21 protein-coding genes are annotated in these 25,355 nt (G+C 37.4%); 12 read left to right on the plus strand and 9 right to left on the minus strand.

Annotation, left to right across the window (positions count from 1 at the left end; genetic code table 11):
• The first annotated feature begins 10 nt into the window (after positions 1 to 10).
• Complete coding sequence (locus EHR07_RS09095; protein WP_135744801.1) at positions 11 to 1,537, plus strand: thiolase family protein; 1,527 nt, start codon at positions 11 to 13, stop codon at positions 1,535 to 1,537.
• Positions 1,538 to 1,600: 63 nt separating this feature from the next.
• Here EHR07_RS09095 and pheS read toward each other — a convergent pair whose 3' ends face one another.
• From pheS to EHR07_RS09130, 7 genes are read right to left on the minus strand one after another with little or no spacing between them, the layout of a single operon-like run.
• Positions 1,601 to 2,626 carry a phenylalanine--tRNA ligase subunit alpha gene (gene pheS / locus EHR07_RS09100; RefSeq protein ID WP_135744802.1) on the minus strand — a complete coding sequence of 342 codons (1,026 nt, stop codon included), beginning with the start codon at positions 2,624 to 2,626 and terminating at the stop codon, positions 1,601 to 1,603.
• Positions 2,623 to 4,017, minus strand: coding sequence for a UDP-N-acetylmuramate--L-alanine ligase (locus EHR07_RS09105; RefSeq protein ID WP_135744803.1), 1,395 nt, complete (start codon positions 4,015 to 4,017; stop codon positions 2,623 to 2,625). The genes pheS and EHR07_RS09105 overlap by 4 nt, the downstream gene beginning before the upstream one ends.
• Positions 4,014 to 4,628 (minus strand): hypothetical protein, encoded by a 615-nt coding sequence (locus EHR07_RS09110; RefSeq protein ID WP_135744804.1) that lies wholly within the window; start codon positions 4,626 to 4,628, stop codon positions 4,014 to 4,016. The genes EHR07_RS09105 and EHR07_RS09110 overlap by 4 nt, the downstream gene beginning before the upstream one ends.
• Before the next feature lies 1 nt (position 4,629).
• Entirely contained in the window at positions 4,630 to 5,703 is a 1,074-nt protein-coding gene (locus tag EHR07_RS09115; RefSeq protein ID WP_135744805.1) for a hypothetical protein, read from the minus strand.
• Positions 5,700 to 7,571 carry a motility-associated ABC transporter substrate-binding family protein gene (locus tag EHR07_RS09120; RefSeq protein ID WP_135744806.1) on the minus strand — a complete coding sequence of 624 codons (1,872 nt, stop codon included), beginning with the start codon at positions 7,569 to 7,571 and terminating at the stop codon, positions 5,700 to 5,702. Before EHR07_RS09120 ends, EHR07_RS09115 begins: the two co-directional genes overlap by 4 nt.
• Positions 7,572 to 7,574: 3 nt before the next feature.
• Positions 7,575 to 8,306 carry an ABC transporter permease gene (locus EHR07_RS09125; RefSeq protein ID WP_135744807.1) on the minus strand — a complete coding sequence of 244 codons (732 nt, stop codon included), beginning with the start codon at positions 8,304 to 8,306 and terminating at the stop codon, positions 7,575 to 7,577.
• Positions 8,303 to 9,232 (minus strand): ABC transporter ATP-binding protein, encoded by a 930-nt coding sequence (locus EHR07_RS09130; protein ID WP_135744808.1) that lies wholly within the window; start codon positions 9,230 to 9,232, stop codon positions 8,303 to 8,305. Before EHR07_RS09130 ends, EHR07_RS09125 begins: the two co-directional genes overlap by 4 nt.
• Positions 9,233 to 9,264: 32 nt before the next feature.
• Here EHR07_RS09130 and EHR07_RS09135 point away from each other — a divergent pair, with 32 nt between their 5' ends.
• Both EHR07_RS09135 and EHR07_RS09140 read left to right on the plus strand, forming a co-directional pair.
• Positions 9,265 to 10,776: a PAS domain-containing sensor histidine kinase gene (locus EHR07_RS09135; protein WP_135744809.1), complete on the plus strand. Its 1,512-nt coding sequence runs from the start codon at positions 9,265 to 9,267 to the stop codon at positions 10,774 to 10,776.
• A complete protein-coding gene (locus tag EHR07_RS09140) occupies positions 10,773 to 11,171 on the plus strand; it encodes a response regulator (protein ID WP_135744810.1) in 399 nt (132 codons plus the stop codon). The genes EHR07_RS09135 and EHR07_RS09140 overlap by 4 nt, the downstream gene beginning before the upstream one ends.
• Positions 11,172 to 11,173: 2 nt before the next feature.
• On the opposite strand, the gene EHR07_RS09145 is transcribed toward EHR07_RS09140, so the two are convergent.
• The gene (locus EHR07_RS09145) at positions 11,174 to 12,175 is read right to left on the minus strand and encodes an adenosine kinase (RefSeq protein ID WP_167483368.1); all 1,002 of its coding nucleotides are present in this window, start codon (positions 12,173 to 12,175) and stop codon (positions 11,174 to 11,176) included.
• Positions 12,176 to 12,257: 82 nt separating this feature from the next.
• On the opposite strand from EHR07_RS09145, the gene EHR07_RS09150 reads away from it, so the two are divergent.
• Genes EHR07_RS09150 through EHR07_RS09170 form a run of 5 tightly spaced genes read left to right on the plus strand, consistent with a single transcriptional unit; the run spans position 12,258 to position 19,876 of the window.
• On the plus strand, positions 12,258 to 14,327 hold the full coding sequence (locus tag EHR07_RS09150; RefSeq protein ID WP_135744811.1) for a TonB-dependent receptor: 2,070 nt from the start codon (positions 12,258 to 12,260) through the stop codon (positions 14,325 to 14,327).
• Entirely contained in the window at positions 14,327 to 15,745 is a 1,419-nt protein-coding gene (locus EHR07_RS09155) for a hypothetical protein (RefSeq protein ID WP_238777228.1), read from the plus strand. The genes EHR07_RS09150 and EHR07_RS09155 overlap by 1 nt, the downstream gene beginning before the upstream one ends.
• 35 nt (positions 15,746 to 15,780) lie before the next feature.
• A complete protein-coding gene (gene gpmI / locus EHR07_RS09160; RefSeq protein WP_135744812.1) occupies positions 15,781 to 17,433 on the plus strand; it encodes a 2,3-bisphosphoglycerate-independent phosphoglycerate mutase in 1,653 nt (550 codons plus the stop codon).
• 14 nt (positions 17,434 to 17,447) lie between these two features.
• Positions 17,448 to 19,496, plus strand: a complete 2,049-nt coding sequence (locus tag EHR07_RS09165) for a serine hydrolase domain-containing protein (RefSeq protein ID WP_135744813.1) — start codon at positions 17,448 to 17,450, stop codon at positions 19,494 to 19,496.
• Positions 19,497 to 19,540: 44 nt separating this feature from the next.
• Entirely contained in the window at positions 19,541 to 19,876 is a 336-nt protein-coding gene (locus EHR07_RS09170) for an STAS domain-containing protein (protein ID WP_135571874.1), read from the plus strand.
• A 1-nt stretch (position 19,877) separates the two neighbouring features.
• Here the strand turns inward: EHR07_RS09170 and EHR07_RS09175 are convergent, their stop codons facing one another.
• Positions 19,878 to 22,274 (minus strand): SpoIIE family protein phosphatase, encoded by a 2,397-nt coding sequence (locus tag EHR07_RS09175; protein ID WP_135744814.1) that lies wholly within the window; start codon positions 22,272 to 22,274, stop codon positions 19,878 to 19,880.
• An 84-nt stretch (positions 22,275 to 22,358) separates the two neighbouring features.
• Here EHR07_RS09175 and pgsB point away from each other — a divergent pair, with 84 nt between their 5' ends.
• The 4 genes from pgsB to EHR07_RS09195 are packed head-to-tail and all read left to right on the plus strand — an operon-like array spanning position 22,359 to position 25,337.
• Positions 22,359 to 23,555 carry a poly-gamma-glutamate synthase PgsB gene (gene pgsB / locus EHR07_RS09180; protein WP_135744815.1) on the plus strand — a complete coding sequence of 399 codons (1,197 nt, stop codon included), beginning with the start codon at positions 22,359 to 22,361 and terminating at the stop codon, positions 23,553 to 23,555.
• Positions 23,548 to 24,012: a poly-gamma-glutamate biosynthesis protein PgsC gene (gene pgsC, locus EHR07_RS09185; protein WP_135744816.1), complete on the plus strand. Its 465-nt coding sequence runs from the start codon at positions 23,548 to 23,550 to the stop codon at positions 24,010 to 24,012. The genes pgsB and pgsC overlap by 8 nt, the downstream gene beginning before the upstream one ends.
• Positions 24,012 to 25,142: a poly-gamma-glutamate system protein gene (pgsW, locus tag EHR07_RS09190; RefSeq protein ID WP_135746239.1), complete on the plus strand. Its 1,131-nt coding sequence runs from the start codon at positions 24,012 to 24,014 to the stop codon at positions 25,140 to 25,142. Before pgsC ends, pgsW begins: the two co-directional genes overlap by 1 nt.
• A 6-nt stretch (positions 25,143 to 25,148) precedes the next feature.
• Entirely contained in the window at positions 25,149 to 25,337 is a 189-nt protein-coding gene (locus tag EHR07_RS09195) for a hypothetical protein (protein ID WP_135744817.1), read from the plus strand.
• The last annotated feature ends 18 nt before the right edge of the window (positions 25,338 to 25,355 follow it).

Below are 25,355 nucleotides of genomic sequence, written 5' to 3' on the forward strand. Positions count from 1 at the left end.
ATGTGCCATCATGGACCCAATTCTACTAGGTGTCGCTGACACCATCGAATCTGAATTTGATTCGGAAGTTTATAAAAATCTCTCTCCTTTAGAAAAATACCATTCGTTACTGTTTCGTTCTGTTGATAAACTATTTGGTTTTTTAGGGACAGATCGTTCTAAAATTGCCCCTTATTTAACTGATTTTGTTTCCATCGAAGCCCAGTCTCTAGGCCGCGAAGGATATGGATTTACGGTGAAAGATGCCAATGATATGGGATTTGGTGGGCTTGCCTGCCATACAGTGGATTTGGGTGGGGCTAGTGTCGGTGGAGCCATTGGACAAGCTCATACCATCGTCAAAGCCAATCCCTATGCAGTTGTCCTTGTTGCGGCCGCCGATATTCCCAAATCCGTATTCAAACAAGTTTCAGACTTAAAACGACTCACAGCCACTGTTTGCCATAAAGATTGGGAAATGCCGTATGGGGCAACTCTGATTGGACTTTATTCATTGTTATGTGAACGAATGATGTTTGATACAGGTGTAACCAGTGAGGATCTAGAAGAAATCACAAAACACTTTCGTTCCCTAGCCGAATCCAATCCCCGCGCTTTCCAATTCCAAAAACCACTCACCGAAAAACAATTAAAGAAACCTCTTTCTGGAGTTTATAGCACACCGATGATCGCCATTGTCACCGATCATGGATTTGCCACACTCATCACTTCTGAAATCATGAAACAGAAGTTAATCGAAAATAATATTATCAAAAAAGATTCCGAACATATTTATTTGGCCGGTTCTGGCCACAGTGCCCATGCGGAATACTTCATCCAAAAAAAGGATTTAAAAAGTCCTGCTGCCCTTGCTTGTGAAAGAGCTGTTGCTTCTTCTGGATTCAGTCGTTCGGAGATTGACTATGCGTGGATTTACGATTGTTTTACTGGCATGATCATTCATGAAGCGAGTTTGTATTTTGGAGTTTCGCCAAAAGAAACTGCCACCGCTCTGAGAAGAGGAAAAATTTCCAATGGTACAAGAGAAATCCCGATCAACCTAGGTGGGGGAATTTTAAACTACCAAGCAGCGATGGCACTTTCCGGAGCCACAGGTCTCATTGATATTGCGAGCCAATACGGACTTGCGGTAGATCCCATCCCAGAAAAGTTGGAAATACCACCTAACGTGAGTTTGCTTGGAGGAAATGGTGGGATTGATAGTATCAATTCTGTGGTTATATTTTCTAAGGAAAAACCGAAACCTTCGAGAGAACCATTGGCTTTAAAACCTTTGGATGTCAATGTCCCCAGTCCTAAAACGGGGGAGAAGGCAACCATCCTTACCGTTAGCACCATCTACTTTAATCCAGGTGGCGAAAAAAAACCACCATACCTTATTGTTTGTTCAACAAAAGACAATGGAGAGATGGTTCTTACCAATCTATATGGGAAGGACGGAGTGGAAATTCTATCCAAAGAAGGTTTGGAACTGGGAAAATCAAAAGTAGAATTCCAAGAGATAGAAGGAAAAATCCAAGCGGTTCTTTTGAGTTAAAATTAAAAAAACCAAGGACTTCCATCCTTGGCTTTTGTTCGGTTCACAAATCGCCTAACAATACTAAAACTGTTTGAGAAACCTTAAATTTCCTGATTGGAAATACCGGATGTCATGGATTCCATAACGCATCATCACAAGTCGGTCAAGTCCTAGGCCAAAGGCAAACCCAGTCCATTTTTTTGAATCAAGTCCTGCTGCTTCCAATACATTCGGGTGTACAAGACCACAAGGAAGTAATTCCAACCAACCGGAATGTTTGCAAACACTACAACCATCTCCACCACAAACCAAACAGTTGATATCCAGTTCAAAACCTGGTTCCACAAATGGAAAGTATCCAGGACGAAGTCTTGTTTTGATTTCTTTACGAAACACACGAGAAAGAAGTGTTTCCATTGTATAAATCAAATGGGCGACTGAAATGTTTTCACCCACGACCATTCCTTCTACTTGGTAAAATGTATTTTCGTGAGAGGCATCTACCTCTTCGTATCGAAACACACGACCAGGAGCAATGATCCTAAAGGGCGGTTTTAGTTTGCGAAGGGCACGCACTTGGATAGCAGAGGTATGAGTTCTCAGTAAATTTCCATCGGCTGTATAAAACGTATCTTGCATATCACGTGCAGGATGGTCTTCGGTAAAATTGAGGGCACCAAAATTGTTTTCATCGGTTTCCACTTCCGGTCCATCCATCACAGAAAAACCCATGGATGTAAAAATATCTTCGATTTCGTATTGGATTTGAGAAATGGGATGAAGACTTCCCCTTTCTTTTGAAGCAAGCGGGCGTAAACTATCAAAGAATTCTTGGCCTAACTTGTTTTCATAAAAACTTTCTTTTAAAGAAGTTCTTTTGGTTTCAACAAAACTTTCGAGCCGGCTTTGCGCTTCGTTTGCTTGTTTCCCTACTGTTTTTTTCTCTTCTACAGATAAAGAAGCAAGGCCTTTTAAAACAGAAGTGAGTTTTCCTTTTTTACCTATGAATTGGTTTTTTAAAGAATCCAAATCTTGTTCGGATGTGGCAGAAGATAAAACAGATTCCGCTTCTTTGACTAAGGCTTCGATTTCTTGGGATAGGCTCATACAGATTCTCGTAATTCGATTAATGATTTTAATTCAGGATAAATTCCACCAAAGGCACCATTCGACATCGCAAGGATGATTACTTTTTCTTTTTGGAACTTTGGCAGAATCTTTTTTAAGAGGGTTGGAATTTCTTTTGGTTCTTTTGCATACAAAGCTTCTTTCTTTGTATTCTTTGAGATGTCTTTTACCAATTTTTTAACATTCAAACGTAAAGATTTGTTTACCTTGTCTACTTGGTAGACTTCGGTAACGATACTCACATCACTACCTTTAAAACATTTGGCAAAGTCATCTTGGAAAACATTTCTATGCGAAGTAGCACTTCTTGGTTCGAAAAGAGAAATGATTTTATATCCAGGGTAAGCTTCTTTGTGAGCCTTTATAGTCTCTTGGATGGCCACGGGATGGTGAGCAAAATCTTCCACAAGGAGGCTTTTATCAGAAACAAAAAGATTTTCTTGTCTTCGTTTGACGCCAGGGAATGATTCCACTGCCTCTAAAATTTCTTTTCTTTTTTGAGGAGCAATTTCCAAACAGATACGAACTGCCACTTCCACATTGCGGTAGTTATGTGAACCAATCAGATTGGGTTTTAACTTATTTTTGGTTCTAATCTCAGACAAAACACCTTTTTCGTATTTAAAAATGGAGTTTTTGTCTCCTAATTCAAATGATTCTACAGGTGCATGTTTGTAATCTCTCGTGATCTCCACAAGATTTTTTGAACCTTTCCAATAGAATACCTTTCCGCGGCCAGGAACCAAATTTAACAGGCGTTTGAACATGGTTTTGATTGCATTTAGATCGGCAAAAATATCCGCATGATCAAAGTCGAGAGCATTCATCGCTAAATAGTAAGGTCTGTAATGTAAAAACTTAGAACTTTTATCAAAGAAAGCAGAATCGTATTCATCCCCTTCAATGACAAAATAATCTCCTTCCCCAAGAGCAAATCCTGGGAATCCATCTTTACGAATCCCACCCACAAAAAGACCGGGTTTTAGTCCAATGGACTCTAAAATCCAATGGGTTAAAAAGGTTGTCGTTGTTTTTCCATGAGTTCCAGAGATCACGATGGGTTTTTTATTTTTGAGAAAAAAAGTTCCGATGGCCTGGGCCATACTCATGTATTCCATTCCTGTATTGAGAACTTCTTCGACTTCTGGATTCCCACGTGAGATAGCGTTCCCAATGATTACTAAATCAGCACCTTTAACATTTTCTTTACGATAACCAGATTTAGGTGACAATCCCCATTCTACCAACTTATCCGACATAGGTGGATAAAGATTTTGATCGGAACCTGAAACGTCATGACCTTGATTTTTTAGCATATAGGCTAAATTACCCATAGCAATTCCACCAATGCCTACCAAAAAGATTTTCAAAAGAGCACCGTCCTAACCAGGTTGTAAATAAATAGAGGAACTGAAATAAGAACCAAAAAAAACAAAACCACTTTCATCAGAAAAAATAGAAAATCAAAAGATGTCCATTCTCTTCGGTGTGATAAATAGTAATAGGCTAAATGTAAGGAATACAAAAAACCAACACCTAATGTAAGTAAGGGGATCGGTGCAGGGAAAATCCAAAAGATGGCAGTGGCACTAAAAGGAAGATAGGAGATCATAAACACATGTGGTTCTGGACCTTCCCAATCTTTAGTTCGATCTCGCATTTGGTGGTACATTCGAAAACTGTCGACCAACCGAATTACAATATAGAACCCTAAATAAAAAAAGAATAAGGTCAACATCCCTTGTGTGTAGGTTAACTTTGTTTCTTCATCGACTGTGGAAACTTTGAACAAAAGGATTTGGATTAAATTCCCAAAAAACTTTGCCATCGGTGCAAGTAGGATGAGTTGGAGATGGGCCAACCACAAATCACGACCACCTAAATCCGTTTTATGATAATAGGATTCGAAAGCAGACATTGGGGAATAGAATAAATCTCGGATCATTTCCATCCGAGATGCGACTGTAGAAACTTTTTGCACCTTATTGGATTTTCTGGTTGGGACGCTCGTATCGGGAAGCACTTTTCACTTTCATGACGGCATTCACCAAATTTTGGAAGGATTCTTCTTTCATCCAAGTAATGGATTCCGAAAAATAAGGAACAAGTTCCCTACGAACCGGTCTCCATTTCCCCGATTCAGATTCCCAGAGTGGAAAAAAGGAAAGTCGAAATTTGATTCCTTCCGATTGGGTTACATCCAAAACGGCTTCGGGAACTGAATTCGAGGTTAGTTCTGGAAACTCTGGGGCACCCGTCTCGTCTTTATAAAATTCTACCTTTAGCCCTTTGACCACCGATTCCCATTGGTTTCCCACATCTGGAGGCAGAACAATTCGTTCCCCTGTTGTTCGGCTCCAATCATTGACATATACATTGTATTGGTTTTTTTTAGCACGATTTTCGGCTTTTACATTGATTACTTGGCCAGAAAAAGAAAGTTCTTTCAAATAACCATCGCTAAACGTCACAAACATTTTTTCACGAAAACTAGTGATTGGTGCACGAAACTTTTCTATCAAATAGTTATAAGGAGCAATGACTTCCTCATTCACCAAAACAGAAACACGGCCTTCGTCGGCTCCAATCTTTTTGCCGAAAAACAATTGTTTGTCTTTTGAAAATTCAATTTCGGTTCCGTTCTCTTCGGATAAAGATAAGGATGGAGAACTAATCCCCAAACAATAAGATTTTTGAATTTCAGGAGTAGATTTTTCGATCAACTTTGTCTTAAGAACACTTAGTTCTGAAAAACTATTTTTTACATTGTAATTGGCTTCGTAAGAAAAACTTTTCCCATCTTTGGTAAAACTGACAGTGTAGATAGGTGTTAGGTTCCATCCGCGACTGATTTTGCGAAACACCATTTCCTCTTCCGCAAACTTCGGCTCGGTAACACCACACCAATCTGATTTTGGTGGTATGTATCGAATGGATTTCCAATCTTCTTTCCAAAAATTGGTTTCAGAAATATTTTCTGGATGATCTTCCATCCAATAAAACAGCAAAAACAATCCAACAAATGCAATGACGACTAAACTAATTTTCTGTTTCATATTTCCATCATAGAACTTTTTCGTCTAGAATACACAAAGTAAGATCCCACTGCCAAAATAAATCCTGGAAATAAAAACACTCCTATCACCCATGCCACTAACTTTTGATTGTCGGAAAGAGAAATGGTATCTAATTCTTCTTTTTTAAGTGGGATTTCAGCAACAGCCGTATCTTGGAATAAACCAGTAATCGACACAGTGGAAAACTGAGAGTTCATGGCATAAGGAATGAACTGATCCGTAATCCAAGAAGTACCCGTGTGTAAAATAATCTTTCCTGTTTTGTCATTGGTTAAAGACATGGGAGTCATTACGATGGAGAGAATTTTACTTTCTCTTTTTTCGTTTGGATCTAATTTTCCATTTTTATTTTCATCAGAATAAGCTTCGTAACCTGATTCTAATAATGTTTCCGACTTAAACGAATGAGGAGATGGAACTGTCGCATCTAATTCCAAATAACCACTGTAAGGAAATAAAATCCCCATATCCTTTTTCTGGAGTAAATCTGTGAGCCTGTGATCGGGAAAACGTTTTGCTACAATAAAACCTGGTTTTTCATCTCTTTCGATAAGCACTGTAGATTTATATTTGAGACCAGCACTTGAAAGTAACCACTTGAAGTCTTCATTTCCCTTCGGTTCCATGGTGATAAGAAGTTTTCCATTTTTTTCTAGGACAAACTTAGTGAGTTCTTCCCTAGCTTCTTTAGAAAATGGAACCGTTGGGCCAAGTAGCACCAACATTTCCGCATCCTCTGGTAATTTAGAAGGCCAACCTTGTGCAAATCCTAATTCGGCCACTTTAAAATTGAGAAATTGTAAAGAAGAAACAAATCGGTTTACTTGTTCATTCGGTAAAGCTTTGAAAGACATTCCGTATCTTTCCCCATTGGAAACGGTAAAATAAACTTTTTTCTGTTCTGTTGTGACATTGAGAAGTGCACCAACTAACTTCCGTTCCAAATCTTCTAAATCTTTAGGATCTTTCGCAATGACACGTTCTTCTACAAAAGGAGTTCCTGATGTGAGTAAAGATTGTTTCTGCGAACGAACAAAGATAGTTCCATTCGAAACCTGACCAAATTCTTTTAATAAATCCACTTCCACATCTGCATTGATGAACTGAACGGTGATATGTGAATTTTCTGCTTTAATTTGGTCTAAAAGAATTTCTATATCAGGGCGTACTCGAGTGAGCGCAAAAGCCGCCAACTTATCACCGTTTGCTGGTCCATCCGCCTCCAGAGGACGAGGATAAAACGCCGTGATCGTAACATCTTTTGTAATGGGTTTGATTAGGTTTCTGGAGATTTGGGAAAGAGAAAATTTTCCCTGGCTACTCAAATCAAAGTTATAGTTTCGTTTGATTGCAAAATAGTTTACAGCAACCAAAATCGGCAATACAAACAAAAACCCAAGTACTGCGTTCTGTAATAGTGAACTTTTGGATTTAGCTAAATTACTTTGCGCTTCTAACGATGACTTCCCTATTTCAAGGAGTATGATTTGAAGAAGAAATACGATCGAAAGTAAAACTACGCAAAGTAGGAGAAACTCCCTAACTTTTGGAATCGCACTGACTTCTTCATTAAATCCTGCTACCGGCTTTAAATCCAAAAATTCGCGCAAAACTGATAATAAAAAAGCTCCGATTCCAAAACTAGCAGCAATATAACGATTTTGGTCTTCTTTTCGTAATCCTTTTGAAAAGGCCCGAACGATGGTATCGGAAGCCAAAAACAAAAAGATCACTCCTAAAAAAATAATTCTTCTTTTGGGATCTACGACCATCCCATCAAACAAGAAGTAGGCGAAAAGTGAAAGTAAACTTACGAAAGGTAAAATTCTATCTGCTGTTAAAAACATGGCCTATCCCCTCCATCTCCTGGATTCCAAGACCTTTACGGTAAGATATAGGAACAAAAATGTTCCACTTAAGAAAAATACGATTCCAGTCAAAGGAACAACCCCTTTGGCAAAAGCAGCAAAGTGCGAAAAAATATGTAAGTGAAAAAGAACCTTTCTTGTTGTTGCTTGAAATAGGTGAGAAAAATAACCCACAACCCAAAGTGTCAAAATGATTAATACTGAAATCAGTAGTGAAATCATTTGGTTTTTGCCAAGACTTGATCCAAACATTCCAATTGTGAATGTAAAGACACCTAATAAAAACACACCGACACTACCAGAAGCTACCATATAAAACGGTGCTTTCCAAAATGAATATAATAACAATGGGAAGAGACCATTGATAAAAATGGTAATGATTCCACAAACAGTTACACCGAACATAAATTTACCAAAAACAATTTCCAAATCTGTGACTGGAGATGTAAAAAGTAATTCCAAAGTTCCTTTGTTTCTTTCTTCCACAATGGAACCCATCGATATGATAACCATTGCAATGAGAATGGTTGTCATAAAAGAAATGAAAGTGATATAAGTTGCGATTTCATAATTGGCAGTTCCATTAAAATTTAGAATCATCACGAAGAGTGCATTTAAAAATGCAGTTCCTCCCAGAACCAAAGGCCCCATATAAGTTCCAAAAAATAATCGTAATTCTTTTTTATAGATCCAAACAGCCGTTTGCCAGTTCATATTCTCTCCATAAAAATCTGTTCTAAAGACACTTCTTGTTTTTTTAAAGACTCAATTTGAATTCCACTACTTAGTGCTTTGGAAAATAAAGATTCTTTGAATTGTTTTGGATTTGAAGTTCGAACCAAAAATTGAATTTCTTCTTTGTTGGTTCCAAGTTCAGTCACAGTATCTGATCCACCTATCACCGATTTTACGAATGAATGAAGTTCGGTGGCCTCTTTTCCAGATAAACCAACTTCCCATCCCGCGAGGCGATTCATTTCTTCTTCTAAACGTGATAAAGAAAGTTCCTGTTTCAAACTTCCTTTGTGTAAAAATAAAAACTTATCACAAGTTTTATAAATTTCCGTTAAGATATGGCTGGAAATCAAAACGGTATGATCACCTGCCAGACTTCGAATTAAATTTCGGATCTCAACAATTTGTTTTGGATCAAGTCCCGAAATTGGTTCGTCCATAATAACGATTTCAGGATCTCCGAGAATTGCTTGGGCAATACCCACACGTTTGCGGTATCCCAATGACAAGGTTCCGATTAACTTATCTTTAACGGCCGTAATGTTAGTTTTCAAAAGAACCTTTTCAACTTCGGAAGTAAGTTTCGATTCTTCGATTTTTTTGATCCGACCCACAAATTGAAGATATTCCGTAATGGTCATATCTTCATAAAGTGGAGGAGTTTCCGGTAAATATCCGATTTTCTGTTTTGCCTCCAATGGGAAATCAAAGATAGATTTTCCATCAATCGAAGCGTCTCCCACGCTGGGGATCAAATACCCTGTCAGGATTCGAATGGTCGTAGTTTTCCCGGCTCCGTTGAGTCCCAAAAGACCCACGATTTCGCCTTTTTCTAATTTGAAATTAAGCCCTGAGATGGCTCGTTTTTCGCCGTAAAATTTTGATAAATTGCTGACTTGAATCATAACTCTGGTTTAGTTTTCGTATACCTGCACCTATGAATGAATTTCTGGAAAAAATCAAAAGCTTTTTCAAGGATGAAGACAGCTTTTTTGATGCAAAGTTACTTCTGCAACAGAATTGGCACAAATTTGTCCCCCAATATTTCGACAAAATCCTGGAAACTCGTGCTAACGCCATTTTCGTTTTAGACAAGGACCTAAAATATACCTACGTGAACGCTGCAGCAGAGAGTATGGTGGAAAAAACCACCAGTCAGATGTTAGGGCAAAATATTTGGAATCTGTTTCCAAACTTAGATGAAACCGAATTTGGTCAAAAATTATCGGAAGCCATTAAAAACAGAGAATCCTTCCAATCCGATGAATTCTTTTTAGAATCTAAAGGATGGTTTGCGACTCAAGTTTTCCCTCAGGAGAATTTTACAGTTCTTATCGCAACCGAAATCACTGCGGAAAAACATGCTAGAGATAACTATAGCCAAGTTTTAAGCCAAAACAAAGCAATCCTAAGCGCATTACCGGACAAATTGTACGGGATTCGTAAAGATGGAACTGTCATCGACCACAAAGAATTCCCCGATTTTAAAGGTTGGGATTCATCTCATGAAAGCGAAGTCAGATTTAACCGACTCGAAAACCTTTTTCCCACAAGAAAACTATCCGAAATAGAATCACTTTTGGAACAAGTTTTAGAAGTGGGAGGTACAAAAACTTATGAATATTCAATTGAAGATTATGATGGCGAAAAATATTATGAAGCCAGATTCACAAAAACCGGAGAAGAGGATGTTCTTGCAATCGTTCGAAATATCACCGAACGAAAAAAAGCCGAAGCCTTAAAAAATGAATTTATTAGTTTAGTAAGTCATGAATTGCGTACCCCCTTAACTTCCATTAAAGGTTCCATTGATTTATTACTTGCTGGTGTAGCAGGAGAACTTTCCAACCAAACAAAATCCCTTCTAAATATATGCCGCAAAAATACCCAAAGACTCGTACGTTTTGTTACTGACTTACTTGATATTGAAGCTTTGGATTCGGGTAATATTAATTTTAAATTTAGAACTTATCGTTTAGAAGAAATTTTACAAAGTTCTGTGGATGGGATGAGAACCTTTGCAGAACAATATCATGTATTAATCAACTATGATCAGAACTTTCCTTCCACTACTGTCTATGTGGATGAAGATAGATTAAATCACTGCATCACCAATTTAATTTCGAATGCAGTCAAATACACACCAAAATTTTCGGAAGTGTATATCACAGTTGTTCCTACTGATACACATGCACAAATATTAATTAAAGACAATGGCCCAGGAATTGATCCTAATTTTGCACCAAGATTATTTCACAGGTTCGCACAAGGGGCACCACCCAAAGATAAATTAGTGGGAGGATCTGGTCTTGGACTATCCATCACGAAAGGATTTGTAGAAGCAATGAAAGGAAAGATATTTTTTACTTCTGATGACAACGGAACGGTTTTTACCATCGAATTTCCGATCGTTAAACCAGGATCTATTCCTGCTGGATACAATCAATGACCGAAACAAACTTAAAACACGTGTTAATCGTTGAAGACGAAGAAGATATTGTAGAAATCCTAAGGATCGCCTTAGAGTTTAACTCAAGTTATCAGGTGAGTTTCGCAAAAACTGGACCAGAAGGATTACAAAAAGCAATTATTTTGCAACCCGATTTGATCTTATTGGATGTATTGATGCCTGGAATGAACGGAATGGAACTCATTGAAGAACTAAAAATTTTTCCAGAAACCAAAGAGATTCCTGTTGCGTTTATGACTTCGCGAGTTTTGAAAAATGAAATTTTGGAATACCAAAAAAGAGGAGGCATTGGTGTGATAGAAAAACCATTTGCCCCCCTTGAGATTGCTGATAAAATTCAAACCCTTTGGGAAGATTCAAAAAAAATTCGTTAGGCTTATTTGTCTTTGAACCCTTCCAAAATTTCGTCTTGTCTACCCATTAGGCGAACAGACAAACGTGGGCCCACTTCACAAACAATGCGAGAGGCAACATAGTTTCCCCAACGAGCCGATTTTTGTGATGAATACCCTTGGGTTAATCCATACAAAACTCCAGCAGCAAAGGCGTCCCCTGCGCCAGTAGTATCAATGGGTTTTACAGGAAAACCGGGAACTAAGGTAATCTTTCCATTTTCAGCAACATAAGCCCCTTCTTTGCCAGCAGTCATAAAAACCAAAGGACAAAGTTTGGAAATATACTCCACAGCTTCTTCCGCAGTTTTTGCACCGCTAAGTGCCAAACCTTCTTCCGTGTTACAAAAAATCACATCCACATATTCTTTTGTTAGGTGGAAAAATTCATCACGGGACCGATTTACACAGAAAGGATCACTATATGTAAAGGAAACCTTTACATTATTTTCTTTTGCGACTTTCATTGTGAGTTCACTTGCTTTTTTGGTAGAATCACCGTCCCACAAATAACCTTCCACATATACAAATTTGCTTTTCTTAAGATTATCTATATCAATGTCATTTGGTCCAAGTGATGTTGAAATCGCGAGATTAGTAAGCATGGTTCTTTCTGCATCAGGTGTAGTTAATACTACACAAGTACCAGTATGACCATTGGCATCGGGTTTGGTTTCAAATAAAACACCCGCGTCTTCCATATCTTTTTTGTAAAACTCACCATAAGTATCATGGGTGACTTTTCCCGTATAACAACAAGTTCCACCGGAATTTGCAATGGCAATCATCGTGTTGGCAGCACTTCCACCGGAGCGAAGTTCTTTCTTTTCATCATGAAGATCAGCAAGAATTTGACCTTGTCTGGATTCATCGACAAGAGTCATTACACCCTTAGTGATATTTTGTTTTTCTAAAAAATTGGGACTGATAAAGGCAATGATATCTACCAAGGCGTTCCCTACGCCGAATACGTCGTAATGCTTCATGGGGACAATGCTTTTTTCCTTTAGGGAATTGACACTCAATTTTCCTATTTCAGTTTGGCAGGTACCGAGAAAATACTCTTCAATGGTTTCCAATTTCAGATTATTAATTCTGCTTTGTTTCAGCCTGCCCCCCCTTACCATTTTTGCGCAAAACAAAGATACGAAAGAAGTGGAAATTCGAGCAGGGGTCGATGCCCAATCTAAAAATTCTAATTTTGCAAAAAATCCAACGGGCTTTCAAAAAGAAATTGATTTAACACAAGCAAACACTCGTTATATGAGCCTACCCGATGTTCTGAACCGAGAAGCCGGAGTCCGAATCAGGCAATATGGAGGACTTGGATCTTATTCAACATTATCTTTACGTGGAACTAACCCCAACCAATCCAAAATATATTGGAATGGTGTTCCCATTAACAATTCAATGGGTGGGGAAATTAATTTAGCAGACTTACCTTTCGATAATTTGGAAAAAATTGAAATTTATAAATCGGGAACTCCTGCAGGTTTTTCGGGATCAGCCATTGGAGGATCCATTAATTTAATTTCCAAATCAAAAATTGATAAACCAATCACAAGAATCAATTTGATGGGAGGTAGTTTTAAAACAGCGAAAGCCACTGTCACTCATATGGATCAATTTGCTAGTGGCTCTTATTTTGTGCAGGCTCTCCAAGAAACATCCGACCAAAACTTTAGTTATCTCAATAACAAAGGTACTGTTTTATTTAACACTTATGATGATACGATTGACATTCGTAGGAATGCTCAATTTCGAAAAACTGGATTTACTGGAAATCTTTCTTTAGAATTTGGAAAAACCAAAATCAATTTACTAAATGACTATATCCACAGAAAACAGGGGTTACCCGGTCCAGGAAACAGGCAGACTGTTGCAGTAGAACGTGTTTTCAGTAAACTTTCTTCTGCAATCACAACAGAAACCAATGAATTTCTAATACAAAATCTAACTCTAGAAACAAAAACGTATGGGAACTTTTCAAAAGATGATTTTTTTGATCCAAAATCGGAATTTAGTTTTGGAACTCCAAATGCATTTACCAAAACAAACCAATACGGCTTTCAACTTTCACCTACTTTATATTTATTAGAATACAATCAAATTCTTAGGACCTCTTTCCAAACGGAACAAGAATTTTTTACTCGATATGAAAAGAGGTCCAACCATGAAACGGAAAGAAAAGAACCTAAAAAACGTCGTGATACTTTAAGTGCTACCTTCCAAGATGAAATCAGATTTTTTTCCAACAGACTATTTTTAGTCCCTCAAGTTCGTTTTGAAAGATTTACTGATCGATTTGGTAAAGATGAAACCAGTGTTCGTAACCAACTTCTCGATCCACTCGCAGATGTTTTTTATGTCAGACAAGCTTTTACCAATCCAAGTTTCGGAATTAAAATCATCTGGATTAAAAAAGAAAATTTAGAATTTGGAACACTCGGAAACATAAGCAAAGATTTTCGTATCCCCACCTTTTTAGAGTTATTTGGAGAAAGAGGAAGTATTGTAGGTAATACCAAGTTAAGGCCAGAACAAAGTAGAAACGGAGATTTCGGCTTTTATCTTAACACAAAACCATTTACAAATTGGAAATTCCAATCAGATATCTCCATTTTTCAAAAACGAATATATGATATGATTTTGTTTTTACCTAATTCCCAATTTACGCTTAGGCCTGAAAATGTAGACCAAGCCCTCATTCAAGGTTTAGAAACAAGCCACAATATGGTTTGGAACAAAGGAATTAAATTTAACTTTAATTATACTTACCAAGATGCAAAAAACTATTCGGAGTCACCGGCATTAAATGGAAAGTATCTACCCCTTCGCTCCAAAAGCCAAGGCAGTGCCCTACTCGCACTTTTTAAAGAATTTGGCGAAATTGGATTGGAATACCAGTACATTGGTGCTAACTTTCGGGATAGAACCAATGAATATTTAGGATATCTTCCAGCACGGCAATTTTGGAATTTGTATCTTCAGTACATACCTTATAAAAACTCAGAAACTGGAAACGAATTGGTTTTGGGATTGGAAGTTCGCAATTTAACGGACAAACGAGTTGAGGATCTGGTCGGTTACCCGTTACCCGGTCGCAGTTATTATTTTACAGGGAGTTACCGATTCTAATGTTTACCGCCATCATTCGTTATCTAGAATTGCAATGTAACCCTTTGCGGATGTTATACGCATTTCGATTATTCGCCAAAAGATATTACAAACTCAAATCCTCGCGGATGTTATACGTATTTCGCATATCCACACCTTCGAGCGTGTTAAGCGCACCACGCATAATTCCTCCCGCGCGCGTGTTATACGAACTACGAATATTCCGCATCATGCGGTATTCCCATTGCAAGATTAACCCCGCACGCCTATTATACGCATTACGCATATTTCCCATTTTATTTTTTCATTTCCAATGTTCGCAATTGGAAATTGAAAAACCAAACCTTTTCCTATTTTTGTTTTTATCGGCGTCTCCCACTTCGGTAGGTGTTGTGACTTCTGATTTTGCCAGCGGGGGAAGGTTTAAAACGTTTGAACCGAACTCATTTACAACCTTTCCCACTTCGATTCCTATTCACTCTGATGCAGTAGGCCGATATTCCAATGATAGAGTGTTTATAGTCAATCGTTTGAATCGTGACAATATCCAAGTATTAAACCCACAACTTGGATTTACAACCGAACAGGAGTTTAGTGTTGGTCAAGGAAAAAATCCACAAGACATTTCCGTTTGGAACGATAAATATTTTATTAGTTTGTATAATTCAGATGAATTGGCTATATATTCGAGATCCTCTGGAACCAAAGTGGGAAGTATTTCTTTTGCTTCACTAAAAGAAACATTTTCTACATCAGGGGTTCCTGATAACTCAGTGGAAGCTTCGTATATGGTTCAAGAAGGTTCAAGTTTATTCGTATTGTTACAACGATTAGATAGAAACGATGCATCAGGCTATTTACCACCTAACTCCGATTCTTACTTAGTTGAAATCGATATGGATTTAAACCAAATCAGATCAGTTTATACCCTTCCTTACAGAAACCCAAGTTCCAAAATCCAAAAAATAAATTTATTTGGAGAACCTCATTTGGTATTTTCATGTGTTGGCCGAGTTGGTTTTCTTTCACAAATTGATGCAGGAATCATAGCTTTCCGTTTAAATACTAGGCAATTTCATCCGAACCGTTTATTTGCTGAAGAAACTGCTGGTGGCGATATCCTTGCCTTCCAAATCAAAAATGATGAATTAGGTTTTGCTGCTGTGCTTGATTCTAAATTTACAAAAACGATCCAAGCCTTTCGTCCAAGAACCGGGGAACGTCTGGCGACATTACTAGAGATTCCAGGAAATATTGGTATTAGTCTCTCGGGATTATTACTGACCAATGAAGGTAAGTTGCTAGTAGGCTCTACCGATTTTACAAGGCCAGGAATTTATGTTTATGACTCCAATTTAGGAAATGTACTTTTAAATCCAGTACCAAGTTCGGTAGAACTTACACCTTTTGATATCTTCCAGTTGCAAAATCTACAATAAATCCCAAAGTGGAAAAAGACAGGGGAATCTAATTTATGTTAACTCTAAAGAAAAATCCAAAGGGTCCATTGGCCAAACAAGTATTACTCATCATTTTAGATGGTGTTGGATTTACGGAAAAAGGTTATGAAAATGGGAATGCCGTTGCCAAAGCAAAGATGCCTGTCTTAAAAGGACTTTGGAAAACAGAACCTACTGTTTTATTAAAAGCACATGGAACTGCTGTCGGTATGCCAAGTGATGAAGATATGGGTAACTCAGAAGTTGGTCATAATGTTTTAGGATCTGGAAGGATTTTTGACCAAGGTGCCAAACTTGTTTCTCAATCGATAGAAAATGGAAGTTTGTTTGTTGGCCCTATTTGGAAAAAATGTATTGCCAATTGTAAATCCAACCAATCCACATTTCATTTCCTGGGATTATTCTCCGATGGAAACGTTCACAGTCATATCGATCATTTAAAAGCACTCATAAACAACGCAATTAAAGAGGATGTAAAAAAAATTCGATTACATATCCTCCTTGATGGAAGAGATGTTCCCGAAAAATCAGCGTTAGACTATCTAAATCCATTTGAAGAATATCTAGATACGTATCGTAAAAAAGGAATCGATATCCAAATTGCATCTGGCGGCGGACGTATGGAACTTACGATGGACCGTTACGATGCAGATTGGTCTATGGTAGAGAGAGGTTGGAATCATCATGTCGAAGGGGAAGGTCGAACTTTTTCTTCTGCAAAAGAAGCAATCGAAACTTTTCGTAAAGAAAACCCTGCTGTCATTGACCAGTATTTGCCTGGATTTGTGATTAGTGATGCAAACGGCAAACCAGTAGGCAAAGTAGAAGACAATGACTCTGTTGTATTTTTTAACTTCCGTGGTGACCGTGCGATTGAAATTTCCAGGGCGTTTACAGAAGAATCGCTAACTACCTTTCATCGAAAAAGATTTCCTAAAATTGAATTTGCAGGAATGATGCAATACGATGGAGACCTCTTTATCCCCAAACAATACTTAGTAGCCCCACCTGCCATTGACAGAACTATGGGTGAGTATTTTGCAAATGAAGGTGTTGCTCAGTATGCTCTTTCTGAAACACAAAAGTATGGTCACGTAACATTTTTTTGGAATGGAAATCGGTCAGGTTATTTCAATCAAACATTGGAAACTTACGAGGAAGTAAAATCAGACATCATCCCATTTGACCAAAAGCCAGAAATGAAAGCAAAAGAAATCACTGATAATTTGGTGTTAGCTTTAACTTCGCACAAATTCCCATTTTTAAGAGTTAATTATGCTAACGGAGATATGGTGGGACATACGGGAAATATGGATGCAACCGTTCGCGGATTGGAATATTTAGATGTATGTTTAGAGCGAGTGAAAAAAATCTGCGATGAAACTGGAACTGTATTATGTATAACAGCAGATCATGGAAATGCAGACGAAATGTACCAACTAAACAAAAAAGGAACAGCAGAAACAACGAAAGATGGAAATCCTGTTCCCAAAACAAGTCACACATTAAATCCAGTACAATTCGTTCTTTATGATCCAAAAGGGAAAATCAAACTCAATCAAAACTTAAACGAAAAAGGTCTCGCCAATGTTGCGGCAACTATGATGGATCTTTTAGGATTTGACGCACCGGAAGGATATCATCCAAGTCTAATCCAAAGAGATTAAGTTTCTAACGTAACATGTATTTTCGGCTTATTTTTGGGTTTTTATTCAGTTTATTTTTCATTTACTGTGGAGAATCCGAAATCGGTTCCTTCTCAGAGGAAACGAAAGAAAAAATCAGAAAAAAAATCAAACAAGAAGGTTTCCAAGGGGTTGTTCTCATTTCTCAAGATGAAAACATACTCTTTCGAGAATCTATTTACCCAGGAAAAAAAAGTAAAAATACACAACTTTATAAAAAACATAATTTCCCGTTAGGTGAATCAACCAAAACTTTTACCTCTTATGCCATTCACATATTAGAAGAAGAGAAAAAAATTTCTCAAACAGATCCTGTTTCAAAACATTTAAAATGGTTTCCTTATACCAAAGTAACTATAGGGCATTTATTACGTCACACTTCTGGCTTACCAAAAATCATCGAGTTTCTACCCAATTTTGATTTAGAAAAAGGCAAATTAAACCGGGAGGATATAAAAAGTTTTTTTTTAAATTCAAAACTAAAACCTGCGTTTCCCCCAGGCGAGTATTGGAAGTATAGCCGACTCGATTATCTTTTGTTATCCTACATCATTGAAAAAGCATCAGGCATTTCTTATTCGCAATTTTTAAAAGAAAGAATTTTTACTCCTCTAGAATTTCAAAACACAAGTGTAGATTCTAATGAAGTTTTAATCGGTAATAGCGGAATTTATTCCACTCCTGAGGACCTTGTAATTTTTAGTAAGGAATTAAAAAAACCAAAATTAATCTCAAAATTATCACGCGATTCAATCATCAAAAAAACCGTTTTGTCTGACTCCATCTCAGAAGACCCCATTGCATTTGGAGAAGGTGTATTTGTTGGCGATTATTTTTATTGGACTTACGGTAAAGAAAAAGGGATTTCGAATTTCGTATACCACGATCTAAAAAGTAGAATCTTTATCACGGTTGTGAGTCCCTATGGCAGAAGTAAGGGAGATTTATCATCTGTAAAATCAGCACTTACGGAAATAATTTTTGAAGCTAAAAAATTAAATCTTAAGAAAAAAACCAATCTTCCAAACGAAATCTATATAGAAGATCTTATGAAAGAGGAAAAAGTTCCTTCATTAGGCATCGCTGTGTTTAAAAATTATTCCTTAAGTTGGAAAAAAATGTATGGAACAAAATCTCAACACACATTGTTTCGAGCTGGTTCCCTTTCCAAAACAATGACTGCGACCGCAACACTTCGATTAGTTGAAGAAAACCAATTAGATTTATATTCCAATTGGATCGGAAAACTAAAACAATACAAAGTTTCTGTTCCCAAGGGTAAAAAAAGATCAATTGTAAATCTTGATTTATTACTTTCACATACCAGCGGACTTACAGAAAAAGGGAACTGGGATGATCCGGTCAACTCTGGGAAAAAACATTTACGCGAATTAAAAGATACCAATACGACCAAAGGGAATGGGTTAAAGTTATATTATAAACCAGGAACGAAGTCGAGGTATTCTGGCGGTGGATATAGCATTGTGCAAGAAATCCTTACCGAAAGAACTGGAAAATCTTTTCAAAACCTTATGTCTGAAGTTGTGTTCCAACCTCTACACATGAACCGCAGCACTTTTCGACAAAATCTAACAACTGATGATGACCGTTGTGATGGGTATGACGAACAAGGAAATCTATTACCACAAAAAACATTTGTTACACCAGAACTTTCCTCTGGAGGACTTTGGACAACCCCTGAGGAAGTTGGTCTCCTATTTACAGAAGTGGCAAAAGCAAAACATGGTAAATCGACCTTCCTTACGAAAGAATCGGCAGAATATTTACTTTCACCTAAAATGAGTGCCGCCAATCTTACGGTTCACGCCCTGGTGGCCCACGGATTTTTCCTAAACCGCACTGGAAAAACAGAATATTTTTTCCACGGAGGGCATACAAAGGGACATAAGTCACTTGCTCTGTTTAACACAGAAAAAGGGTATGGGGTGGTCATCATGACCAATTCGGAAAATGGTTCCAAACTGATTTGGCGGATTCTTAGGTCCATCTCCGTCGAAGAAAAATGGGACAAGTTTGTGAATTAATCTATTGACCAATTTTCAAAATTAGCTATTCTCAAATCGGTTCAATGGAATATACAGAATCTAAATTCAACGGCATTGTTGTTCTGAAATTATTTGGCAACTTAGATATGTTAAATGCCGGTATTCTAAAAGAACGTATCAAAGAATCTGCTTCCCAGAAGGAACACCGCTTTATCTTCGATTTGGAAGGTGTCAGCTTCATAGATTCTTCTGGTTTTGGCCTCATCATGTCCCTGAATGACAAACTATCTGAGTTAGGTGGGGGATTACGAATTGTTAACGTATCCAAAACCATCAGGCAAATTTTTCGAATTTCAAAAATTTCTTCCGTCATCCAAATCTTTGAAAGTACGGAAGAGGCAATTGATTCCTTCAAATAAACTAACTAACTGAAGTAGTAACCATTTTTTTCCAAAAGTTTTTTAACTTTTGAACTTTGGGATTTTCAGGAGCAATTTCTTGTAAATTTAATAGCACTTCTTTGGAACGTTCAATGTCTCGCCTGTGCATCAATATTTCTGCAAGTAAGAGGAGGTTATTGAAGTTTTTAGGATCTCTAAATCGAAGTCTTTCTGCAAAATCTGTAGCCAAAACAAAATCTCTTCTTTGTTTATGTGCATAGGCAATATAAAACAAAAAGTCTGTATCCCCTGGATTTAATTGTAAATACCGATTGGCAAGTTCAATTGCCTTTTCATAATCCTTGGATTTCATATACAATTTGGATAATTCTCTTAAACAATAGAGATCATCTGGTTCGGAGTCTAATGCTAACTCTAATGCAAAGATTGCATTATTCCATTCCCCGTCCCGATAGGATTGAATTCCCTCACCCAACATTTGGTAATAAACTTTCGGCTTTGTGGATTCTTTTGCTGCATACGCCACTTCTTCTAAAAAGGCAATACGCATCAAACTTAAGTCATCAGTGAGATCTCCAAATTGTAACATCACTTTGCAAATTTGATCCAAGTCGCCAGCACCTTCAGCAACATGTCTTAGGAAGATTGTTTCATCATCATTAATCACTCTGTTTCCACCAGATTGACCAACAAATAAATCATCTCGCCCATCCGATCCTAAAATCAAAACATCGCCGGGTCGTAAGGGATAAATTTGAATGACAACTTCGTCCCCACTCATTTCGGTGAAACCGATTTTTCTTAAAGAATGTTCATTTTCAAGAAAACTAGCATTTCCATCTCGATAAAGAACAATCCAAGGATGTTCCGCATTGATGTAATATAAAGTTCCTGTTTCTTCATCAACTAACCCAAGTATGGCGGATAGTAGCATATGACCGTCAAAACTAATAAAAACGTTATGAACTTCCTGAAAACATTCCTTCAACCAACGTTCAGGGTGTCTATCTTGCATATAACGTAATTTTTGAGTTCTAGTGATAATGGATTTAAAAACTGTTCCCATGACTAGAGCCCCGCCAGCACCTTGGATGGACTTACCCATGGCATCGGCGTTTAAAAAGACCGTATATTTTTTACCCATCAAATAAATAGAATCTGAAACGGAAAGGTCTCCTCCAATTTCCGATTGTTTGTTTCTGAATTTGAATTGTTTCATTTGACGTTCAAAAATTTTAACAGAAACAGTTTCTGATTTGGAAAAAGAACCGCGCAAAGGTTTGATTAAAAGTGAAGTTAAAAAATAATCTCCATCTTGTTTGTCTTGCAGTTTTTGCATCTCAGATAGAGTTTCATTTAGTTCTCTAGTCCTTAGATTTACCATTTCCTCTAAATGATTTTGGTGTTCCGACAACTCCTCTTTCATCTCCACAAAAACTCTTCCCATTTGTCCGATTTCGTCACTTCTATGAGTTGGCAAAGTTTCTGGTTTCCATTGGTCTAAATCAACCATTGCACTGGTTAGAAGTTTAATCGCTTCCACCATATCTCTAGAAAACAAAAATGATATAAGGAAAATAACACCACATAACACTAAAGAGGCGACTACAAAAAAGGACCAAATTCTCCATGTTTTTGATTCGACTTCATTTTCATCAATCATCACATGAAAGACCAACTGTTTCACTGATTGTGAATTCCCAACATATGGAATTTTTACTAGATAATAAGGTTTATTTTGAAAATGAAACCTTTGTTCCTCCATTAACAAATTTGGCTTTTCATTCATCACCAAACGAATGGTATCCGAACCAATAGTTTTCACTTTTCCTTCTTGAAAAATTGCTAAATGGATTCGATTGTCTTTCGATATTGTTTTTGTGAAATTATCATCCACAACTTGGCCAATAAGAATGGTTCCACGACCAAACAGTGGAGCCGCCAAACGAAATCCGAGTCCACTATGTCCATCTTCCAGAGCTGCAGTGGACTCTCCATTCAATGCGTTTTTAATGATCGGTTGGTTTTTTTTATCATCCCCAAAGTCTTTAGGTCGATGCACACGAAACAAAACCTTACCTTGTTTGTCACCAATTTCAAAAATGGAAAGACCATATCTTTTTAGAATTTGCTGTAAATAAGGGAGTTCCTTCGAAAGTACTGATCGGTCAGCGAGACCTCTTTCCAAAATGCTTCTGGTTTGCGAGTTGAAAGTGATTTCCTCTAATAATAACCTAAGTTTTTCTTCTTTAAATTCTAACTCTCTTTGAAAATTTCGAGAAAGATCTTCAGCCCGCTGTGTTTGTGGTATATTTTTTACCGATTGCAAAAGATAGGCGAAACTGGTGGTGAGAGCGATTACAAGAAGAATTTGACTCACACTCAATATTAATAAGAATTTGTAACGGATGCTCATAGAAAATTACGTGAATCTTCTCAGATTTGAGTTACAATCAAATGACATTCCCTTGAAGGAAATGTATCATCCTAAAAATTTCAGATGAAACCAAACGCTTTTCTTTTTTTCCTTATCATCCTCACATTGTTACTTTATTATACAATTGAATATTTTTTGCACAACAGAACTTTAAAAAAATTCAAACACCGAATTCACGTAAATGGAACAAGAGGAAAATCAAGCGTAACAAGACTTATACGAGCAGGTCTTTCCGCTACCGGGATGTCTGTTTTCGCAAAAACTACGGGCACAATGGCAAGGATGATTTTTCCTGATGGATCAGAGGAATCTATCTCCCGATTTGGAAAACCATCTATTTTAGAACAAATTAAAATTCTAAAAAAAGCAAGTCGAATGGGAGCCGAAATTGTCGTTTTAGAATGTATGGCCTTAGAACCACGTTACCAGTGGGCAAGTGAAGGACAAATTTTAAAATCAGACATTGGAGTCATTACAAATATCAGAGAGGACCATCTAGAAGTAATGGGACCTGAATTAGAAGACGTCGCCAAATCATTATTATCTGGTTGTCCCGTAAAAGGAACTCTTGTAGCAGGTCCAACAGATTTTGGACCTCTAATCCTCGAAGTATGTGAAGACCGAAAATCCAAAGCTATTTTCATCCAAGAAGAATCAGTGCAGACCGTCTCCGATGAAGAGATGAGAAAGTTCTCATATTGGGAACATAAAGAAAATGTGAATTTGGCTCTTAAGGTCTGCGAAATCTTGGGAGTGGAACGAAACAAAGCATTAGAAGCCATGTGGAAAGTAAATCCAGACCCAGGAGCACTTTCGGTTTCTCCCATTCATTTTTTTGGAAAAGAATTTATCTATGTAAATGCAATGGCTGCCAACGATCCAAATAGCACAAAACTAATTTGGTCATCCGTAATAGAAAGATATCCGCAATACAATAAACGATTTATTTTGTTTCATACAAGAGATGACAGGCCGGAACGAAGCCGTCAACTAACCAAAGAATTTGCAAATTGGGAAGGATATGATGCCGTGATTTTAATCGGATCTTCCACTTCACTTGCTTTTAAATATTTAAAAACATATTCCAAAAAAGATATTCCTATCTTTGTTTGGGAACATTTAAGTTTAGATGGAATTTTTGAATCTTTACTTTCGATTCTACCAAAACAATCTTTGGTTTTTGGAATTGGAAATATAGTAGGACTGGGAATGGAATTATCTTTATATCTGAAAAACAGGTCGGAACAAATCAATGAATGAAATTCTTCCTCTTTCTATTGGGCTTAGCCTTGTTGTCAGTTTAGTATTTTCAGAATTGTTCGGAATTCTAGGTACGGGACTTGTCGTACCGGGATATTTGGCTTTATCCTTAAATCATCCCAAAAACATAGCACTCACTTTTTTAATCGCATTACTTTCTTATATTTGTGTAGAAGTATTATCCAATTTTTTATTAATCTTTGGAAAAAGAAAAATCGTCTTTATCTTGTTATTTGGTTATTTTTTCGGGTATTTGCTGAATTACCAAATCCTTCCTGATATAGATATTGGATATCTTGCAGAAGTAAGAGGAATCGGATTTATTATCCCTGGTCTCATTGCTGTTTGGTATGAAAGGCAAGGTGTTTTAGAAACGACATCTGTTCTAATTTTGGCTGCTATTTTCGTGAAAATTCTCCTCATTTTTATCTTGGGAACAGAGTTAGAAACTTTATGATGACTAAAATTTATTGGTCGCCTTGGAAACATAGCCGGATCGCGCTTTTTCTTTTAGCTATTTTAGGAATTCTAGGTCTTCTTTTAATTGAGACTTGTAAGGTAAAAAAAGAACAATCCTATTTCAAAAAGAAACTCCATGCAGCAAAACTTGCAGAACGTGGATTTCAAATTTTAAAACCAGAACTTCTCAAACATAAAAAACCTGATTATAAAGAACTAGATCCAACCAATTCAGGATTTATCGGAGACTTTTTAACACCAGTTACAAGTAATAGTGGTTCGTTGTCAGCCAAACAAACATCCATCAATCCAAACTTTGCTGCAGTGATGATCCAATTTCTAAAAAAAGCAAAACTAGAAGAAGGTGACACGGTGGCCGTTGCCGTATCAGGATCTTTTCCTGCCCTGAATGTTTGTTTATATGCAGCACTTGAAACATTAAAACTCAAACCTATCATTATTTCCAGTGCCTCTGCATCACAATTCGGCGCCAACCACCCGCAAATGCTTTGGTTAGATATGGAAAGAGAACTGGCCGAATCTGGAATCTTTTCATTTAAGTCGAGTTATGCGTCTCTTGGCGGAATCCAGGACAAAGCCATGGGTATATCCAAAGAGGGGAAAGATCTTCTTGGACGCGCATTACAAAGAAACCAAGTAAAACTCTTAGATCCTCTTCATTTTGATGATTCCATTGAGAAACGAATGAAACTCTATGAAGAATTATCAGGTGGGAAACCAATCAAATTGTTTGTGAATGTGGGTGGAGGAACAACCATTCTTGGAACCAATCTTGGCAAACAAGTTTTCAAAAATGGACTCATCACGAACTTACCGGAAGAAGTGCATGTTCCCAATTCTGTCATTAAATCCTTTTTGGAACGCGAAGTTCCCGTCATCAATTTCATTCAAATTGAATCACTCGCAAGGAAATTTGGCCTTCCCCAAACCCCCAAAAAAGTTCCGAAACCAGGGGAAGGGAGAGTGTTTTATTCCGAAGAATACAGTCCTCTCCTCTATCTTTCCGTTTTCCTTTTTCTCCTGGTTGGATTGTATGGTGTAACGAGGCTCGGTTGGGGCGAAAATGAAGAAGATCGCCATCTTCCCAAATCCTTACGAGCTAAGTGAGGTGATATGGCAAAAATCATAGTCCTTTCCATTCTTCTGTTTTTGGTTTTACGTTGGGTCAGTCGGATTCTGATTTTACCTGCAAAAATTGCAGAAGAATTGGGAAATAGACCAAAGGAAGGAAACCCCAAACCTTCTGACTGGACCAAACCCAAAGAGAAAGATATCTCAGACCGGGGAAAAATAATCGATTAAAGTTCCGATTTCCTAACA

The organism is Leptospira bandrabouensis (assembly GCF_004770905.1).
GTDB lineage: Bacteria > Spirochaetota > Leptospiria > Leptospirales > Leptospiraceae > Leptospira_A > Leptospira_A bandrabouensis.

What these genes read in the sequence shown, in the direction of transcription:
- EHR07_RS09095 (WP_135744801.1), top strand. Translation starts at nt 11, where the DNA reads ATGGACCCAATTCTACTAGGTGTCGCTGACACCATCGAATCTGAATTT.
- pheS (WP_135744802.1), bottom strand. Translation starts at nt 2,626, where the DNA reads ATGAGCCTATCCCAAGAAATCGAAGCCTTAGTCAAAGAAGCGGAATCT.
- EHR07_RS09115 (WP_135744805.1), bottom strand. Translation starts at nt 5,703, where the DNA reads ATGAAACAGAAAATTAGTTTAGTCGTCATTGCATTTGTTGGATTGTTT.
- EHR07_RS09120 (WP_135744806.1), bottom strand. Translation starts at nt 7,571, where the DNA reads ATGTTTTTAACAGCAGATAGAATTTTACCTTTCGTAAGTTTACTTTCA.
- EHR07_RS09125 (WP_135744807.1), bottom strand. Translation starts at nt 8,306, where the DNA reads ATGAACTGGCAAACGGCTGTTTGGATCTATAAAAAAGAATTACGATTA.
- EHR07_RS09130 (WP_135744808.1), bottom strand. Translation starts at nt 9,232, where the DNA reads ATGATTCAAGTCAGCAATTTATCAAAATTTTACGGCGAAAAACGAGCC.
- EHR07_RS09135 (WP_135744809.1), top strand. Translation starts at nt 9,265, where the DNA reads ATGAATGAATTTCTGGAAAAAATCAAAAGCTTTTTCAAGGATGAAGAC.
- EHR07_RS09140 (WP_135744810.1), top strand. Translation starts at nt 10,773, where the DNA reads ATGACCGAAACAAACTTAAAACACGTGTTAATCGTTGAAGACGAAGAA.
- EHR07_RS09145 (WP_167483368.1), bottom strand. Translation starts at nt 12,175, where the DNA reads ATGAAGCATTACGACGTATTCGGCGTAGGGAACGCCTTGGTAGATATC.
- EHR07_RS09150 (WP_135744811.1), top strand. Translation starts at nt 12,258, where the DNA reads ATGGTTTCCAATTTCAGATTATTAATTCTGCTTTGTTTCAGCCTGCCC.
- EHR07_RS09155 (WP_238777228.1), top strand. Translation starts at nt 14,327, where the DNA reads ATGTTTACCGCCATCATTCGTTATCTAGAATTGCAATGTAACCCTTTG.
- gpmI (WP_135744812.1), top strand. Translation starts at nt 15,781, where the DNA reads ATGTTAACTCTAAAGAAAAATCCAAAGGGTCCATTGGCCAAACAAGTA.
- EHR07_RS09165 (WP_135744813.1), top strand. Translation starts at nt 17,448, where the DNA reads ATGTATTTTCGGCTTATTTTTGGGTTTTTATTCAGTTTATTTTTCATT.
- EHR07_RS09170 (WP_135571874.1), top strand. Translation starts at nt 19,541, where the DNA reads ATGGAATATACAGAATCTAAATTCAACGGCATTGTTGTTCTGAAATTA.
- EHR07_RS09175 (WP_135744814.1), bottom strand. Translation starts at nt 22,274, where the DNA reads ATGAGCATCCGTTACAAATTCTTATTAATATTGAGTGTGAGTCAAATT.
- pgsB (WP_135744815.1), top strand. Translation starts at nt 22,359, where the DNA reads ATGAAACCAAACGCTTTTCTTTTTTTCCTTATCATCCTCACATTGTTA.
- pgsC (WP_135744816.1), top strand. Translation starts at nt 23,548, where the DNA reads ATGAATGAAATTCTTCCTCTTTCTATTGGGCTTAGCCTTGTTGTCAGT.
- pgsW (WP_135746239.1), top strand. Translation starts at nt 24,012, where the DNA reads ATGACTAAAATTTATTGGTCGCCTTGGAAACATAGCCGGATCGCGCTT.
- EHR07_RS09195 (WP_135744817.1), top strand. Translation starts at nt 25,149, where the DNA reads ATGGCAAAAATCATAGTCCTTTCCATTCTTCTGTTTTTGGTTTTACGT.